Annotated in this window: 17 protein-coding genes and 1 tRNA gene; 5 read left to right on the top strand and 13 right to left on the bottom strand. The window is 61.6% G+C overall.

The window, feature by feature from the left end:
- Positions 1-431 precede the first annotated feature (431 nt).
- The 3 genes from Q8K99_05695 to Q8K99_05685 form a co-directional block, all read right to left on the bottom strand.
- The gene (locus tag Q8K99_05695; protein ID MDP2182049.1) at positions 432-857 is read right to left on the bottom strand and encodes a hypothetical protein; all 426 of its coding nucleotides are present in this window, start codon (positions 855-857) and stop codon (positions 432-434) included.
- A 132-nt stretch (positions 858-989) separates the two neighbouring features.
- Positions 990-1,622 (bottom strand): hypothetical protein, encoded by a 633-nt coding sequence (locus Q8K99_05690; protein ID MDP2182048.1) that lies wholly within the window; start codon positions 1,620-1,622, stop codon positions 990-992.
- A gap of 118 nt (positions 1,623-1,740) precedes the next feature.
- The gene (locus Q8K99_05685) at positions 1,741-2,349 is read right to left on the bottom strand and encodes a 5'-nucleotidase (GenBank protein ID MDP2182047.1); all 609 of its coding nucleotides are present in this window, start codon (positions 2,347-2,349) and stop codon (positions 1,741-1,743) included.
- 607 nt (positions 2,350-2,956) lie between these two features.
- On the opposite strand from Q8K99_05685, the gene Q8K99_05680 reads away from it, so the two are divergent.
- The 3 genes from Q8K99_05680 (at position 2,957) to Q8K99_05670 (ending at position 4,838) form a co-directional block, all read left to right on the top strand.
- The gene (locus tag Q8K99_05680; GenBank protein MDP2182046.1) at positions 2,957-3,508 is read left to right on the top strand and encodes a hypothetical protein; all 552 of its coding nucleotides are present in this window, start codon (positions 2,957-2,959) and stop codon (positions 3,506-3,508) included.
- A complete protein-coding gene (locus tag Q8K99_05675; protein ID MDP2182045.1) occupies positions 3,441-3,725 on the top strand; it encodes a DUF4352 domain-containing protein in 285 nt (94 codons plus the stop codon). The genes Q8K99_05680 and Q8K99_05675 overlap by 68 nt, the downstream gene beginning before the upstream one ends.
- A 165-nt stretch (positions 3,726-3,890) precedes the next feature.
- Complete coding sequence (locus tag Q8K99_05670; protein MDP2182044.1) at positions 3,891-4,838, top strand: zinc ribbon domain-containing protein; 948 nt, start codon at positions 3,891-3,893, stop codon at positions 4,836-4,838.
- Between the two features lie 341 nt (positions 4,839-5,179).
- Here Q8K99_05670 and Q8K99_05665 read toward each other — a convergent pair whose 3' ends face one another.
- The 9 genes from Q8K99_05665 to Q8K99_05625 form a co-directional block, all read right to left on the bottom strand.
- The gene (locus Q8K99_05665) at positions 5,180-5,617 is read right to left on the bottom strand and encodes a hypothetical protein (GenBank protein MDP2182043.1); all 438 of its coding nucleotides are present in this window, start codon (positions 5,615-5,617) and stop codon (positions 5,180-5,182) included.
- Positions 5,618-6,183: 566 nt separating this feature from the next.
- Entirely contained in the window at positions 6,184-6,903 is a 720-nt protein-coding gene (locus Q8K99_05660) for a hypothetical protein (protein ID MDP2182042.1), read from the bottom strand.
- A gap of 183 nt (positions 6,904-7,086) precedes the next feature.
- Positions 7,087-7,647: a hypothetical protein gene (locus tag Q8K99_05655; GenBank protein MDP2182041.1), complete on the bottom strand. Its 561-nt coding sequence runs from the start codon at positions 7,645-7,647 to the stop codon at positions 7,087-7,089.
- Between the two features lie 95 nt (positions 7,648-7,742).
- Positions 7,743-8,954 carry a DUF5677 domain-containing protein gene (locus tag Q8K99_05650; GenBank protein ID MDP2182040.1) on the bottom strand — a complete coding sequence of 404 codons (1,212 nt, stop codon included), beginning with the start codon at positions 8,952-8,954 and terminating at the stop codon, positions 7,743-7,745.
- 604 nt (positions 8,955-9,558) lie between these two features.
- The gene (locus tag Q8K99_05645; GenBank protein MDP2182039.1) at positions 9,559-10,293 is read right to left on the bottom strand and encodes a hypothetical protein; all 735 of its coding nucleotides are present in this window, start codon (positions 10,291-10,293) and stop codon (positions 9,559-9,561) included.
- A 398-nt stretch (positions 10,294-10,691) separates the two neighbouring features.
- Complete coding sequence (locus Q8K99_05640) at positions 10,692-11,864, bottom strand: ATP-binding protein (GenBank protein MDP2182038.1); 1,173 nt, start codon at positions 11,862-11,864, stop codon at positions 10,692-10,694.
- On the bottom strand, positions 11,861-12,064 hold the full coding sequence (locus Q8K99_05635; protein ID MDP2182037.1) for a hypothetical protein: 204 nt from the start codon (positions 12,062-12,064) through the stop codon (positions 11,861-11,863). The genes Q8K99_05640 and Q8K99_05635 overlap by 4 nt, the downstream gene beginning before the upstream one ends.
- Positions 12,051-12,260, bottom strand: a complete 210-nt coding sequence (locus Q8K99_05630) for a helix-turn-helix domain-containing protein (GenBank protein MDP2182036.1) — start codon at positions 12,258-12,260, stop codon at positions 12,051-12,053. Before Q8K99_05630 ends, Q8K99_05635 begins: the two co-directional genes overlap by 14 nt.
- A complete protein-coding gene (locus tag Q8K99_05625; protein ID MDP2182035.1) occupies positions 12,250-12,465 on the bottom strand; it encodes a helix-turn-helix transcriptional regulator in 216 nt (71 codons plus the stop codon). The genes Q8K99_05630 and Q8K99_05625 overlap by 11 nt, the downstream gene beginning before the upstream one ends.
- Before the next feature lie 261 nt (positions 12,466-12,726).
- On the opposite strand from Q8K99_05625, the gene Q8K99_05620 reads away from it, so the two are divergent.
- Both Q8K99_05620 and Q8K99_05615 read left to right on the top strand, forming a co-directional pair.
- Positions 12,727-13,638 (top strand): hypothetical protein, encoded by a 912-nt coding sequence (locus Q8K99_05620; protein ID MDP2182034.1) that lies wholly within the window; start codon positions 12,727-12,729, stop codon positions 13,636-13,638.
- On the top strand, positions 13,635-14,819 hold the full coding sequence (locus tag Q8K99_05615; GenBank protein ID MDP2182033.1) for a site-specific integrase: 1,185 nt from the start codon (positions 13,635-13,637) through the stop codon (positions 14,817-14,819). Before Q8K99_05620 ends, Q8K99_05615 begins: the two co-directional genes overlap by 4 nt.
- A 113-nt stretch (positions 14,820-14,932) precedes the next feature.
- Here Q8K99_05615 and Q8K99_05610 read toward each other — a convergent pair.
- Positions 14,933-15,019 (bottom strand) — tRNA-Leu (locus Q8K99_05610).
- Between the last annotated feature and the right edge of the window lie 10 nt (positions 15,020-15,029).

Here is a 15,029-nt window from a genome sequence, read left to right as displayed (position 1 = left end):
CTATCTGGAGGAGTTCACCTTCCGGTTCAACCGGCGCAACTCCGGCAACCGCGGCCTGGTCTTTCGCCGGCTCCTCGAGCAGGCCGTGGTCACCGTCCCCGTCACCGAGGCCGAAGTCACCCATGGCTACGAGTGGTGCGGAGACACAACATCTTGGGGCAGGTGGAGCTAACCGACTACCCCCCTTCCCCGGATATCAGCATGGTCGAGCGCCGTTCCCATGTGCCCGCCCGCTTGCACCGACACCACGAAAGAGGGGACCGTGAGCGATCGCGGGTTGACCGGCCATCTCATATCAACGTGTTAGAGCTTGACCTGCAAGGCGAGGCACCGCCTCGCCTTGTGAGAGCGTAGCTCTCCGTGCCGAGGCTTGCCAGGTCGAAACTCGGGTTAGCTTGGCGCTCGTGGGTCGCTTCGCAGAATGCTTGCCGCTACCTGCCCGCCGCATCTAGAGCGGCGTCCAGTTCGGCCTTTGCTGTGGCCATTACCTCACCGAGCTGGTCAATCTGTCGCGACTCCGTGTACTTGCTCTCGGATGTCCCCACCTTGTCTAGGAGGGACCTCCAGTCGCTGATGGCCGCATAGAACTCGGGCATCTGGTCTGGACCATCCATCTTCTTGAACCAGTTAATCTCTGCATCGAAGTTGGTGAACGCATCCTTGATTGCGTACTGGGGCCAACCTGAGTTCAACGCCTCGACAATCCCATTGGCGGCGTCCATGACAGTGATCGCCTTGTCGAGAACCTTGCTGTCTACCGACGCCGGCCCCTCAGCCGCTCCGAGGCCGCTGCAGCCGACCAGAAGTGTGCTAGAGAGAATGGCTGCGAGGAGTATCCCCGCGAAGATTCGCTTCATGACCTGCCCCCCACTAGATGTGCCCCCACATCACCGTAGCCGCGCTCAAGCTAACGTGTTACGGCATGAGCGGCGGGTTTCGCCGCACATGTTGATTCTATCTCGCGCCGCCCGATGCCGGGGTTAGGCGCGTCACTCTTCCAAGCGAGAACCGCACTCTGAACAGCGCGCTGAAGCCATGTCACGATAGTCCGACGGGCTGAAGGCGGTTCCGCAGCTCGGGCAAACCGATTCCCGCACCTCGACAACCTCCTTCGCCTGTCCCCAGCTCCAGATCGCCGTCGCAACCGACTGGGAACGGGAGACGAAGAACGCTCCGAAGCTAGCCTGCAGCAAGCCGATGACGGCGCTGGCCGCGACAGACCATCTCTGCGCGGAATCGCTGAGCAGTCCCTCGAAGTCCGCGGACTGCGTCACCATTGCGAACCAGTTACCGAGTGCACCGACAAGACGAGGCACCGCGCTCATGAGAAGAACGAGGCCGAGGAGGGCGACGCCGACCCTGAGGGCAGCCGATCCATCGATGTCGAACCGCACGTCCGAGTCCTTGAACCAACGCTCGGCGAGCGACTCACGCTGGGAGACGAGCCACACACCTCCACCGACAAGAAGCAGTCCGCACGCGCCGATCGCAACCATCCATACCAGCTGGCCTGTATCGGATATCGTCTCGAACGCCCAAGCGTTGTTCGCGATGACGATGACGCCTTGTACCACGGCGTAAAGACCGCCGAGCACGATTGCCGCGACGCCGAGCTGCCTCACCGCGTCCCCCTCAACTGCGCCTAACGTTGTTGCGCTTCACCTGCAAGATGAGGCCGTTCTGGCCTCTTCTTGTCGAGCGTAGCTCGCCGGCCTCATCTTGTCAGTGTGGAAGCGCGGGTTAGCCAGCTTCTGGCGCGCTCTTTCGCTCCTGCCACTCCGCCTCAGCTGCGAGAACCTGTGGAATGACTTCATCCCAAGTGGAAGCTCGTGGCGCAGCCATTCCAGTGTTGGTGGAGTTGCTGAACACGATGGTCGAGAATCCTGCAGCACGAAGGTCGTCTATGTATGCGGGAGCATCATCGATGTACAAGTCCGCGCCGACGGCGGACTTCTCGCTCATGAAGCAGAGATCTGAGTATGGGATGTCGTGGAAGTCGAGCCACTCAATCGTCTGTTGGACGGCCTGCTGATGGAAATACTTGATGAACAAGCGGTGAGTGACTATGCGAATCCGAATGTCCGCGTCTGATAGTTCTCTGAGCGCGGATGGCGCTCCCGGAATCGGTGAGAGCTCCTTGAAGAGCCCGCGTTGGGTAACGGCGAACTTGTGTAGCGCTCCGTATCCACCGGGGGCATCATCCAGGCCCCACTCCTGCAAACCGTAGGTCACGTCAACAGGAAGGCTATCGATGTCGACGCCGAGCCACTCTGCAGCAATCGGCCTCATGCCTCCATAGAAGTCCGCGACAACGCCGTCAAGATCCACTCCGAAGACGAACTTGTCCATTCTCCCGGCCCCCTCGAGACTGGCTAACCCTTGATTCAGCAGACTGCGAGAGATGTCGTGTCGCGCAGAATGCTGTCGTGTAAGAACGTACTTCTTCCCGCGATTCCCGTCACTACGTCGGGCTTGGCTTGCCATGGTAAGGACATATGCAGTCCGTGTAAGCCAGCGCAGGATGTAAGTCTTACGCCCTTCATCGCATCCGTTGGTTCACTGAGTTTGGGGTGCCTTTCGGCCGTCATCGAGGGGCGAAGATGAGGACTCATAGCGCGATTCTCGCAGGTAGCCGAGTCGTCAGTGGCGGTAGTCTGCCTACTCGGCCTCCACAAAAAGCACTTCGAATCGTTACGTATGCGAGCGAAGGTTGGCAGCGGTGCTGTTGCCGCTGGTAGTCCGATGATTCGAACGGGGGGCCTCATGGGAGGCGCGCGCGACGTCGAGCTGCAAGCGTTCCTTGCGGTGGCGCCCGTGGCAGCCCCTCTGTTGCGCCGAGGATTGTGCCTATCCCGCACGTTCTCTGCTACTGTTCGATTGGGGAATGCCGGCAGTTGCCCACACCTTGAGTGGGGACTTGAGGATGGGAATCAGGACTACGAGCTGAGGGGGAACAATGCAGAAGGCTGGATTCTGTAGCGCCTGCAACGAGAACGTCTACCTAACGGAGACCGGCGAGTGCTCCAAGGGCGGACATGCGAGCAACTGCATCACTGGAGTCTACGACGTTGTGCAGGGCCAGGAGGCACCGACAAGTGCGGCACCAGCTGCCGCGCCCGCCGTACCCGTGAAGGTCAAGAAGCCCTTCTACAAGAAGTGGTGGGTGTGGGCCATCGCCATCGTGTTTGTCGCTGCAATCGCCAGTGCTGGCGGCGGCGGTTCTGGCGAGGACTCGACCGCAAGCGAGACGTCGAAGCCTGCGGAATCCGTTCCGGCGGAGACAGCTGAGGAGCCCGCAGCGAAGACAGAAGAGCCTGCTGCGGAGGAAGTTGTCACCAAGATCGGGGATTCCCTCAAAGTCGGCGACCTTGTCTTCACCGTGAAGGAAGAAGACCACCACAGAATTGAAGAGCGTCCTTGGCAACAAGGAGGGCAACTGGATGCTGGTCACCGTGTCGGTCAAGAACGAATCCAAAGAAGCTATCACGATCGACACCAGCTTCTTTAAGCTGGCTGAGAGCGACGGTACGATCTATGAGACGGACAGCGACAACCTCATGTACGTCGATTCTGAGCAGTCGTTCTTCCTCGAGAAGATCAATCCGAAGCTGGAGAAGACGGGCCAGGTCCTGTTCGCTATTCCCGAAGGCGCGAAGAACTTCAAGTTGCAGGTACAAACCGGCTTCTGGGGAACCGAGACCGGCGAGATTTCGCTCGTCAAGTAGCCTGAAACGCTTGGGATAGCTATCGTATCGGTAGCGGTGCGGGCCCGCACCGATCAATAACGCTTCGCCTTCCTCCGATGGTGGGACCATGCGCCTCGGGTAGCGCTGAAAACACTCTGGATCGCGCGGAGTGCGTCGCCGAAGTTCGAAGTGGGAGGGGTGCCCATGAAACGCTGCGCTCGCTGCGACTTCGAATACGATGACGCCTACGACGGCTGCCCGCGGTGCGCTCGCGGAACCGCACTGGCGGTCGTCCAGGAGACCAACAAGTCCATCTGGTATGCGGACGGCTTCTTCTACCTCGAAGACCTCGGACCCGTTCCGACGGACGACATACGAAGGGGCGATTCGCTTGGTCATCTGAGATGGACCAGTGAAGCTGCGAGGGCCTGGTTCGTTCAGAACTACAGCGAGATCCCCCGTGTACCGTCAACGCCTCCACGCGGCAATCTCGGCGCGGCGGTGGTGGCCGAGTTTGCGCTGCTAGCATCGCTCTCGGTCGTCTCGCTTCTCCTCGGAAGCAGCTTGGCCATCGGGGCCATCTGCCTGCTCGTTTGGGCGGTAGTCATCTATCTTGACTCCGACTCTCTGAGGAAGCCGCTGCCCGCGGGCTACAAGATTCCTGGGAACGCCGGGCTTTCGCCGTTGACTTGGGCAATTTGCGTCATCGGGTTAGCGGGCGTCGCAGTTCCCATGTACTTCTATCTCAGGCCACGCATTGTTCACGCCTACGCGCTGGGAAACACGCGCCGGTGCCCGTATTGCGCAGAGGACATCGAGGCGGAGGCGGTTGTCTGCCGCTACTGCGGGCGCGATGTTGATGCGGAGCCAGAGAGTCCCACAGACTCAAGCCCCGAGGAGCTGTACTCAGGAGCAAAGGCACGGTATCAAGAATGGTCCCAGCTCGCTGTATCTGACGATGCCTTCTTCCACGAGAAGGACATCGAAGCCGCTCACAGAGCCTTCGTCGAAGCATTCGAGAGCACGGCAGATGCCTATCGGAATGAGTCCGTTCCGACAAGAAGTGCCTTCGCGCAGTCGGCCATGCGGGACTTCCCGGGATTGATCGACAATCCACGGCTGTCTGCGGCAATCGAGCATTTGAGCATTTGACCTTCGTGGGCCTCGCCACGAGCAGCCCGCGTCCCACCCCTCTTGCTGGTGCACGCGAGGGGGTGAAACAGACCAGGCCATGCCCGTCGGGGCAATGCGAGTCATGGGGAGCAAGCGGTCAGCGGGCCATCATTTCGCGTTGGCACGTATGCATCCCAGCGGCCACAGAATCGCCCGTGCGGCCCGATACTTGATTGCAGGGGACGGGGGGGCAGATACGAACATTTGTTCGCATACAGGCCGCTCACGGATTCGCAGTAAGATTCTGGATAGAGACGGGGAAGACGGGCCGTCTACGGTTTCCTTGGCCGCTCTCTCCGAACCCTCGGGAGGTGGCCATCTTACTCGATGCCGACGATCTTCCACTCGCCGTCGATGCGCTCCATCTCCACGGTCATGTCGCCGCCATCGGATCCGATGAACAGCATCGTGCAGTAGTCGCCCTCCGCCGTCACCTTCTTGGGCTTCTTGAGCTCGAGGGCTGGCTTGCCTTCCTGAATCTCACCCTTCGATAGGGCGTCTCGTAGGAGGCCCTCCATCATCTTGCCGACCCCCTCGGTACCCCCTAACAGACCTAGCGCGAGGGCTGACTCGGCGTCATCGCCTACCGCCTTCTGAGCCATGCGTTCGAAGTCGATGTATCCGAGTGCCTCATCCACGCGTTTCTCACTCACTGCATCCACGAAGGATGCCCACACACGCTCCGGCTCGGAAGTGCAGCCCGTCATGAGCAGCGCGGACAGTAGCAGCAGCGGCAGAAGGAAACGTACAGACCTCATCGCGAGCTCCCCCCGAAGACAGCATCGACCAACCCAGTGTAGACCCTCCGCGGATTCGCGGTTCAGCATCGGTTGACACCCGCTGCTCTTTTGCGGGGCAAGACACTCGCTCGGTGTCGTCCCCCTGTCTGCTATCGCGCATTGGAGGGGGTGGGGGGAAGCCTGCGGGCACCATAACGGGACCGGGTAGGTGCTGCGGCTCGCAGGGTGTACGGGTTGGGGGCTTGCAGGGGGATGCTCGAAGACGCGACTTCGCTCCCGATATGCGGAGGGAACATACACATGATGGGGCGGAGGGGTCCCCTGGAGGGGTTCGACGTGTCACCGCGTGTCACCGGGGAGTCGTGTTCCATTTGCGAGACTGCGTGCGGCGGACCCTTATGCGGTCGGGAACCTCTCGCACGCCAGATTCTGGCCAGGGCTCAACGTTCTTGAGCGTGACCTGCAACCGAGGCCGTTGCAGGCTCCGAGAGAGCCCGACTCTCTGGGCCCAGGTTGTCAGATCGACGCCCGGGTTCGACAGTTGGCTAAGGTCGCACATTGCTCGAGGGCAGGGGTGGCGCACGCTACTCGATCTTGATTGACCAATCACCATCCGCTTCGACGGAGAAGATTGCCCCACCGGACTCCGGCACATCCAGGATCACCGATCCGTCGAACTTCCCAATCTCGTTCACGAGACCCTCATCCGCAACACCATGGACATGCACGATGAAGTTACTCTCACCGGTGTGCTTGAGGACGACAGTCTTCATTCCCGCGTCGAGATAGAAGATGTCTGTCGCGGTCTTGCCCTTCCCCTTGAACTGCGTCATGACGTCCACACTCGCAGGACGTGGCTGGGTGATCGTGAACGCCCATGGCCCGTCCGCTTCAACTTCAAGGAGATAGTCGCCTGCCCCCAAGAAGATGGGCCAGCTGCCGTTGAACTTCCCAATCTCGTTCACGAGACCCTCGTCGACCTCACCGTCCACTGATCTTAGGTGAACGATGAAGTTGCTCGAGCCCTTGTGGCTCATCGAGAAGACGGCGAGTCCGTCGGCAAGCGCGAACTTCTTGGTGACCTTCGTGCCTTTGCCGGTGAGTTTGATTGGGTCAGGTTCGGGTTCCGGCTCGGGAGTGGTCTCGACCGGCTCTTCCTCGACCTGGACTGGCTCGTCGCTTGATGCCTTGGGCTTGACTGACTCGCTGGACTCAGCTGCCTGTTCCCCGGACGCGCAACCGCCAACCGACACACACAGGCACGCTACAATCAGCAGCATTGCTCCACATCGCAAGAGTCGCATGGTTCTCCTCCCCAAGCCTCGCCACCGAGACCATCGCCCCCGCGGCGGCCCCGCCTTCGCCAATCTTATCCAACGTGTTTGCGCGTGAGCCGCGAGGCGTCATGCGCTGTTCTCCGCCCGAGTGTACCTTGCACGGCGCCGAGTCTGCTCGACGCGCGGGTTCGACGGATGGCTTGCCAGTCGTCAGTCCGTGCCCAGTGCTATCGTCTCAAGCCGTTCGTCCTGAAAGCGGAAGCTGATCTCGGGATACACGAGTCGCCGCCATTTGAGACCGCCGTCGTCACTCCTGTAGTCGTTGACCGGGTTGCCGTACACCTTCACAACATCTTCCGAAGTGCTGTCCCACGCGATGCCCTTGTCTGTGCCTGCGTCGAACTGCGAGTAGTCGGAGTGATCGCCCTCTCCGCTGTGGAAGAACAGGGCATTTGCCGTCATCTCCGGCTTGACGAAACTGACCTGCACCCCCTCATCGAGGAAGCTGTAGAAGACGACAGCCGGTTCACCGTCCATAGCGGGAAATTCCTCCTGGGAGTCCGCATCTCCAAGCACCGCCTGAACGTCCGTTTCGCTTGCGCCGATTCGAACCGTGCCCCAGCCCTCCAGGGTCACCACCGCATCCGCATTCTCCTCCAGTGGAGAGGAGGCAGGCTTGGACTCAGGCTCTCCGCTTGGCTTGACTTGGGAATCCTGCGCTTTGCACGCAGCAGCAGAAGCGGCGACCGCGAGAAGTAGGACCAGCGTCACCAGAGGAAGATGTCTCCTCATTCGAACCCCCCGATTCCGTCGAACGGTGTTGGAGATAGCCCGCAACGCGAAGCGTTGTCGGGTTGATCTCCGGGTTAGGCAGAATCCTCAACGAGCTGAGTGTGTGCCCCGTGGAACTCGTCACACACTCGATCGACCATTGACTGCAGCATCTTCAGGGTGACGATACCATCGAGATTGGGTTGCAGCGTCATCAGTGCAGACGAGACCTGCAGCACTGCGATAGCCGTGCCCTGGCCTGGCTCCGACATCCCCGCATTGCTGGGCCCGGCGAGGAGAATATCCACCTCTCCAAGCAGTCCAAGCTTGAAGAAGACTCCTTTGGGATTCGCGTGCACGTTGTGACTTGCCATACGGTAGTGAGCGCGCAGGTGATCGATTCCTGCAGCACGCTCGATATCCCGGAACGATGGCCTCTTGTTGTGCAAGACTTCCGAAGCCCAGCCGTAGTCGGTGCCGAATGGTTCACCGAAGCGCTCTAGGAGTCCGGCGCACTGTCCATCGAGATCCCGGAGGTTATCGGGGTCCATGGGCTCATAGCCGAGACGCTCTTGGCAAGCGACGTAGTCTCGGCAAGCACGGCGTGACTCGATGATCTGATGCAGAGCGTATCTTTCCGCGAGACCGTCGTCGTTTGCAGCAATCAGGAGTGCGACGGTTGCCACTTCATGCAGACTCCTCCAGCGAGCCATAGCTCCATCCGCAAGTCCGCATTCAAGGAGAGCCAGCACCTCGTGCGCAATCTGTGAGGAGCGAGCGTGAAGCCTGGTGAGCACATCCATCTTGTGCGGCTCCGCGAAGTCAGGCTGTCGCAACTCGGCATTCGTGTCGTCACCGTACTCCCGTGCGATCACGAGCATCATACGAAGGGAATCGAAAGCGTGCCCCCACCTCCCACGAAGACGCCGTTCAAAGCCACGGCGCTGTCTCGCTTCCCGTCGCCGTTGCTTGGGCCACGAGCGGTCAAGGGCCCGCAGGATGTCCGCCGAGACGGATGCCGAGATGTCCTCCACGATAGCGGGCACGCGAGCGAGGAGGCTTCCAGCCGCCTCATCAACCTCGTCTCCAGTGATTTCGATTGATATCTCTCCGCGCTTCCACGGTCGCCATGACCTGATCGACAAGCCATCCGACTGCCCGGAGAGAATCAGGTTTCGTAGACGCGCAATCTCCGCTTCGGATGCGCTCACACCCTGCTCAGAAAGCTTCTTGGTCAGTAGCCGATCGAGTGTCAGCGCAGGGGTTTCGCCTATTGCGGACGCAAGTGCATCGTGGAGTACCCGCATGCTTCCCCCCGCGGTCGAGAGCCCGGTTTCTGCCTAACAACTGATTCAGCAGACTGCGAGAGGCGGCATGCCGAGCAGACTGCTGTTGTGTACGAAGGTACGTCTTCCAGCAACTTCCGTCACTATGCCGTCTGCCGCTCTGACGCGGTAAGGGCTTATGCAGTCCGTGCAAGCCACAGCGCGGGATGTAAGTCTTACGCCCTTCATCGCATCCGTTGTCTCACTGGGTTTAGCGTGCCTTTCAGCCGTCATCGAGGGGCAGAGATGGAGGCTGCTTGCGCGATTCTCGCAGGTAGTCGAGGCGTCAGTGGCAGCACTTGGCCTCCTCGACTTCCACAAAAATGCGCTTCGAATCGTTACGCATGCGAGCGAAGGTTGGCTGCGGTGCTGTTGCCGCTGCTTGTTCGATGATTCGAGCGGGGGCCTCATGGGAGGTGCAACGGCAGTCGATGCACTCGCGCCGTCGAGCTGCATGCATCCCTTGCTGTGGCATCTGTGGCAGCGTGCGCGGCCCGTAGACGGCCGATACTCTAGTCGCAGCCGCAGGACACGCCCAGCAGTGCGGCCACCATGATGCACCGCTCTCCCTCGGTCTGACGGTTGTTCACCAGCACTCTTTCTCCCAATCGGAACGCGAGGCCGAGAACGCTGCAAGCCGAAGCATGAAGTCGCCCGACTGGGTGTACTTGCGCCCACTATTCACAAGACGGAGGTTCGGCACGAACCCGTCTTGATACCATGCGCCCTCATCAGCGTCGTACAGCGTGGACATAAGGCGGACAATCGCCCACGCACCGTCCACCTGATTGTCAGGCGATCCCCATCTTGATGTCACATCAAGGATGACGGTCTCGGTCTTGGCATCGTATGCCAGTTTGTCCACTGACTCGGCGTTGCCATCATCTTCGACTATCCCGGCCAACTTGACACGACTCTCTTCAAACGCCGCAACAAACCCTGCCTTCTGTGCGTCGAGAGACGGCGCGGCGGCAGGTTCTGGTTCCGGCGCGGGTTCGCTCGGCGTTGTTGCAGCGGCTTTGAGGGCGTCGCGATCGGTAGTCACCGCATCGAGTTGGGATTCAAGGGTGGCAACCTTGCTCTTCAGCGTCGCGATATCGTCTCCTCCGGATGAGCCCTCAGAGGAACCTGCGGTCATCGCGACGCCCAAGACCATGCCGATAACCAGCATAGCTACCGGGAGAAACCACTTCTTCTTGTAGATTGGCTCCTTCGGCTTGGTCGCTGGTGCCTCGGGCTGAGGCGGCGATCCGTAGACTCCGTTTGAAGCGGCTGGCGGCGGCGGCGTCGCGCTGTCTGGCACAACGGGCTGGTCCTTCATCTCTCCCCCTCGGTATGACGGTCGTTCGTGCCCCACCAGAGCCTAGCATACGGGGCAGACACGGGCATTCGAGGGCGACCGACAACATCGGCAAGTGCGACTGACGTACACCGACGAGCCGCGCACCATGGACCGTCAGCCCCTAGTCCCGCGCACGCGCGGCCGTCCCGCCGACGCGCCCGGCACACGAACTCGCCGAGACACGCAGTAGGCCAGCCCGACTCAATGCGTCCCCTCCCATCGCACCTGTGGCAGCGTGTACGGCCCGTAGACGGCCGATACCTGATACGAACGTGTGTTCTCCCCCATGGCGCGCCGCTAAGCCGCCACGGGGTTCCGGGCGGTTGGACTTCAGATGGAGTCTGTTTGGGGCCTCATGTCACGATGGCGCCGGTCGCCTATGCGGCCGTTGATTCCGGGTTCGCCTTCTTGCGGGCGAACGCAGCTTCGATTCGACGGTCAGCGCCGTTCATCTCGCGCAGGTCGCACATCTCTGCGAATCGGGAGACGATCCGCTCGCCAATGCGGTCCTGCAAGCGGGTGAGACTGAGATTCGATGTGACGATCAGCTGCACGTCATCCTCGTAGGCGCGGTTCACGACTTGAAACAGCTGCTCGACAACCCACTCGCTCGGCTTCTCCGCACCAACGTCATCGACCGCAAGCAGGTCACAGTCCGCGAACCAGCTCGAGGGCCGCGGTGCTTCTGCGCCGCTGAAGGACGCCTTGAGGGCACCGAGCCATGAGGCGCATGACAACCACTTGGTGTCCCTGCCGTCATGGATCGCCTTGAGGGCGAGTGCGGCGGCTAGGTAGGTCTTGCCCGAACCCACGGGGCCGTAGAGGTAGAGCCCGTGATCGCCGAGAGACTCGTCACACGTTGCGTCTCGGAATCGGTGCGGGATGACCTCGGCCTGGCGCGACTGCGTTTCAAGTGCCATCTCGCGCAGGTACTCGACTTCATCGGTCCGCCCACTCGTCGCTTCGACCCCGGCAGCGCGCCGCAGCCAGTAGGCGGGGCAGGAATCGGCGAAACGTCCGGCCCTCATGGTTCGAGGTCCTGCACACTCAGGCTCGTTCCCTCTTGCTGCTCGCTTGCTGCTCGCTCGCCCCTTAGTTCTATTAGGTTCTTTGGGTTCGTTTCTTTCAGTAGTCAGCTCTTCGCGGTTTGACGGCCACAGGTACTTGCCGGAGCCGTTCCATGCGGTCGCCTCGCTGGGAACAAACTCGATCCCAGACGGCAGCGGAACGCTCATCGGTTTCGCGCTACGCGGCATGCTACGTTGCCAGGCGGGGAAGTCGGCGAGGAACGCATAGCGCTTCCCGTCCACCTCATAGACCCATGCACGGCCGTCCGATTCGAACTCTCCCAGCAACGTCTCGACATCCTCGGCGCTCGTGTCGGCGTATGGGAGAACCAGCGCCCGTATCTCGCGGGCGTCCCAGCGGCAGCAGCCCGAGTCCTCGGCAAGCTGCATCAGCCCGCAAAGCAGGAGCCGCTTGGTGGCCGGTTCGAGATCGACAGCGGTGAACAGGTCGGGCGGGATCACCCTGCGTCCGAGCGGCGTCATAGTGGCTCGCCGCCCTCGGGTTCGCCGCGCCCGAAGACGTAGCGCGGCTTGTCGCGGATCGCCGCGTCGAGTGCTGCGAGTCGGCTTTCGATGAAGCGGGCCAGCCCGCCGACGGCTTGACGCTGCTCGATCTCGCCGAGCAGCCATCGCTCGTGCGCGAGCTCGGCGGACGGAAGATCCGATACGTTATTCCAATCCATCGGACACCCCCAGGGTTCGCAGGAGTGCCGTTCGGGGAATGCGGATCACGCGACCGAAGCGGCGGCTCGGCAGTTCGCCGGTCCTGACCATCTCGTAGGTCAAGTTCACGCCAATTCGCATCAGCTCGCTCGCCTCGTGGACGGTGAGCAAGGGAGGGTATTCCTCTAGCGGTCGCGGCGCGGTACTAGAGGTCATTGCTGTCATCCCATTCCTCGAACAGGGTGCTCGCCTTGTCGGGAGGGAGGCCGAGCGCGTTGGTGAGCTTCACGGCCTGGTTCGGGCGTCCCCGCAGATTCCCGAGTTCGATCTGGCCGAGTGTTGAGCCGCACATTTCGGCGAGCCCCGCGAGTCGGTTGCGAGAGTATCCGCGCAGCTCTCTGAGATGTTGAATCTTGCGCATGGTTGCTCCTTCTGGGTCTTGATGCACTCATTGGTTCTTGCTCGCCGGTTTGAAATGGGCCAGGGAGGGTCGCTCTGCGTGGCCTCCGACTCGCCGCTTCTTCGGGCGGCTTATTCTGTTGTGAAGACGTGAACACGCACATGTCCGCGACCTGTGTACATCAGATGCTTGCTAAAGGCAAGACTATATGCGAAAGTTAGCAACATGGAAGGGCTTAGCGGTCAATTCGACCGTTCGTCTGCACAAGAACGGAGAACTGAGGTGGACATAGGGAGCGACTTCCTCTGGTGGCGAGATCCAGAGGCGCGGTTTGAGCCAGCCGACCGCGACGCGGCATTGGGGATCACGGCTTTCTGCGGCGGTGAGGTGTGGAGTCCACTTCGGGAGGAGCCCGCTCTGTTCCTGAAGCTTGCAGCTGTGGACGAGAACGATGAGGATGCGTTGCTGGCCTTCGCGCGCGAGTACGGCATGTTGGGCTCGCGCATGGACGATCCAACTGGCGTGGAGTTCGGAGGCGGAGTCGAGGAGTTCGAAGTCTGGAGAGATGCGATTCGCGTGGTTCGTGCTGCCGTGTCGCTCTGGCGGCCGGACTACTCGCCGGGAATCGAGCCCGTTCTGGCTCTGCGCTGGGTTCGCAGCCACGCGATCTGGGACAACCCCGTTGAGTGCGTCGAGTCCTCGGGACTGCCATTCTCGCGACCTGAGGACTACGTGTCCTTCCGGGTCGGCGACGATGATTCCGATGAAGGCGTGAAGGCGGCCGCGCACAGGGCGACGCTGACGGCGATGGTGAACAAGCATCTCGCCCTACTCACGGCCGTGGAGTTGCGGACCTACGCCGACTGCGAGCATGCGCACTTGGTGCCTGGGCCGAGGACTCTGCTCGGTGCAATATGGCTCCAGCTCGCGGGGGCGATCGCAGGGAACCTTCAGTACCGGGCATGCCCTCAATGCGGGGGTTGGGTGGAGGTCCCTGAGGGCTTCGAGGGCGTTCGCTACTGCTCCAAGAAGTGCAGCATTCGCAAGTACTGGAGCAACGTCTATGAGGTGGCCGAGCTAGTCAAGCAGGGGAAGTCGGATGAACAGATCGCCGTGCTGATGGGCGAGGGCGTCACGCTGAAGCAGGTGGAGGGGTGGAGGAACACCGCTATCAAGAGAGGGCGGTTGAGATGAGCAGCGGAACGCTCCGACAGCTCGGGCCGAACCTGTGGGAGGTCGGCATCGACTTCGGCTACAACGACACGGGCAAGCGTGTGCGCCGATACCGTCGCATCCGCGGCACGAAGAAGGTGGCCGAGGCCGAGCGGACCCGTCTCTTGCGGGAGCGAGACACAGGGGCACGTCCGACGGCCGCTTCGCTGAAGGTGGGGGAGTACCTCGAGCAGTGGCTGGACGACTTCGCGCGCAGCAGGGTGTCGGGCAAGACGCTCGAGCGGTATGACGCTATCGTGCGCAGGCACCTGATCCCCGCACTCGGCAACCATAGACTGACCAAGCTGAGTCCGATGCACATACAGGGCTACTACGCCTCCGCGTTGGAGTCCGGGCGGCTGAACGGCAAGGGTGGGCTGTCGCCTCAGACGGTCCTGCACCATCATCGCGTCCTGCACGTGGCGCTCAAGAGCGCGGTGAAAGCTCGGCTACTGACGTGGAACCCCTGCGAGGGCACGGATCCCCCGCGGCCACAGCGACCGGAGATGAACGCGCAGAACGAGGACGACACCGCGCGCATGCTCGAGTGTCTGGAGAAGGACAGCAACCACGAGCTCTATCTGCCGGTGCTCGTCGCCGTCACGACGGGACTACGGCGCGGCGAGCTGTTGGCGCTGCGCTGGGGCGATCTGGACTTCGACGCGGGCGTGCTGAGTGTGTCGCGCTCTCTTGAGCAGACCTCGGCGGGCTTGCGCTTCAAGAGCCCCAAGACCCGCAAGGGCGTGCGGCGAGTACAGCTTCCCGATCTCACGATCAAACCCCTCTGGCGGCACCGTCTCGAACAGGAACGCCTGAAGACCGACGTAGGCAAGGGATACCAGGACGGCGACCTCATCTTCTGCATGCTGGACGGAAGCCCCTGGCATCCCAACAACTTCAGTGCGGCCTTCGCGCGGTTCGCGAAGCGCCACAATCTCGGCATCCGACTGCACGATCTGCGGCACTCGCATGCGAGTCAGCTTCTACGGCAGGGCGTCCCGCTGAAAGTAGTGAGCGAGCGCCTGGGGCACGCGACGGCCGCTATCACGCTCGACGTGTACGCGCACGTGCTCCCCGGCATGCAGGAGGAAGCGGCCCGCGGCCTGGACTCTGCGTTGTCGGGCGCCGTGGAGCGCCGGCGGAAGGTCTCTGGAGGCGTATAGCTCTGGGGGCCGAAAAGGGCGATTCTGGAGCATTTGGGCGATGAATCGGGCGGTGAATAGCAGGATAGCGATCAGGCAGACACAGGACGTTCGGCTAAGTCCCTGGTAGAGCATGGTGCCCGGGGCGGGAATCGAACCCGCACGATGTTTCCATCACCGGTTTTTGAGACCGACGCGTCTGCCTGTTCCGCCACCCGGGCATGGTTGCAG

The organism is Actinomycetota bacterium (genome assembly GCA_030682655.1).
GTDB lineage: Bacteria > Actinomycetota > Coriobacteriia > Anaerosomatales > JAUXNU01 > JAUXNU01.
This window is presented reverse-complemented; position numbering and strand designations above follow the sequence as displayed.

Bases quoted from the DNA above. Each gene is read 5' to 3' on its own strand.
- Q8K99_05675 (MDP2182045.1), top strand. From the start codon at position 3,441: ATGCTGGTCACCGTGTCGGTCAAGAACGAATCCAAAGAAGCTATCACG.
- Q8K99_05670 (MDP2182044.1), top strand. From the start codon at position 3,891: ATGAAACGCTGCGCTCGCTGCGACTTCGAATACGATGACGCCTACGAC.
- Q8K99_05630 (MDP2182036.1), bottom strand. From the start codon at position 12,260: ATGACCTCTAGTACCGCGCCGCGACCGCTAGAGGAATACCCTCCCTTG.
- Q8K99_05685 (MDP2182047.1), bottom strand. From the start codon at position 2,349: ATGGACAAGTTCGTCTTCGGAGTGGATCTTGACGGCGTTGTCGCGGAC.
- Q8K99_05645 (MDP2182039.1), bottom strand. From the start codon at position 10,293: ATGAAGGACCAGCCCGTTGTGCCAGACAGCGCGACGCCGCCGCCGCCA.
- Q8K99_05615 (MDP2182033.1), top strand. From the start codon at position 13,635: ATGAGCAGCGGAACGCTCCGACAGCTCGGGCCGAACCTGTGGGAGGTC.
- Q8K99_05680 (MDP2182046.1), top strand. From the start codon at position 2,957: ATGCAGAAGGCTGGATTCTGTAGCGCCTGCAACGAGAACGTCTACCTA.
- Q8K99_05625 (MDP2182035.1), bottom strand. From the start codon at position 12,465: ATGCGCAAGATTCAACATCTCAGAGAGCTGCGCGGATACTCTCGCAAC.
- Q8K99_05640 (MDP2182038.1), bottom strand. From the start codon at position 11,864: ATGACGCCGCTCGGACGCAGGGTGATCCCGCCCGACCTGTTCACCGCT.
- Q8K99_05695 (MDP2182049.1), bottom strand. From the start codon at position 857: ATGAAGCGAATCTTCGCGGGGATACTCCTCGCAGCCATTCTCTCTAGC.
- Q8K99_05660 (MDP2182042.1), bottom strand. From the start codon at position 6,903: ATGCGACTCTTGCGATGTGGAGCAATGCTGCTGATTGTAGCGTGCCTG.
- Q8K99_05635 (MDP2182037.1), bottom strand. From the start codon at position 12,064: ATGGATTGGAATAACGTATCGGATCTTCCGTCCGCCGAGCTCGCGCAC.
- Q8K99_05650 (MDP2182040.1), bottom strand. From the start codon at position 8,954: ATGCGGGTACTCCACGATGCACTTGCGTCCGCAATAGGCGAAACCCCT.
- Q8K99_05665 (MDP2182043.1), bottom strand. From the start codon at position 5,617: ATGAGGTCTGTACGTTTCCTTCTGCCGCTGCTGCTACTGTCCGCGCTG.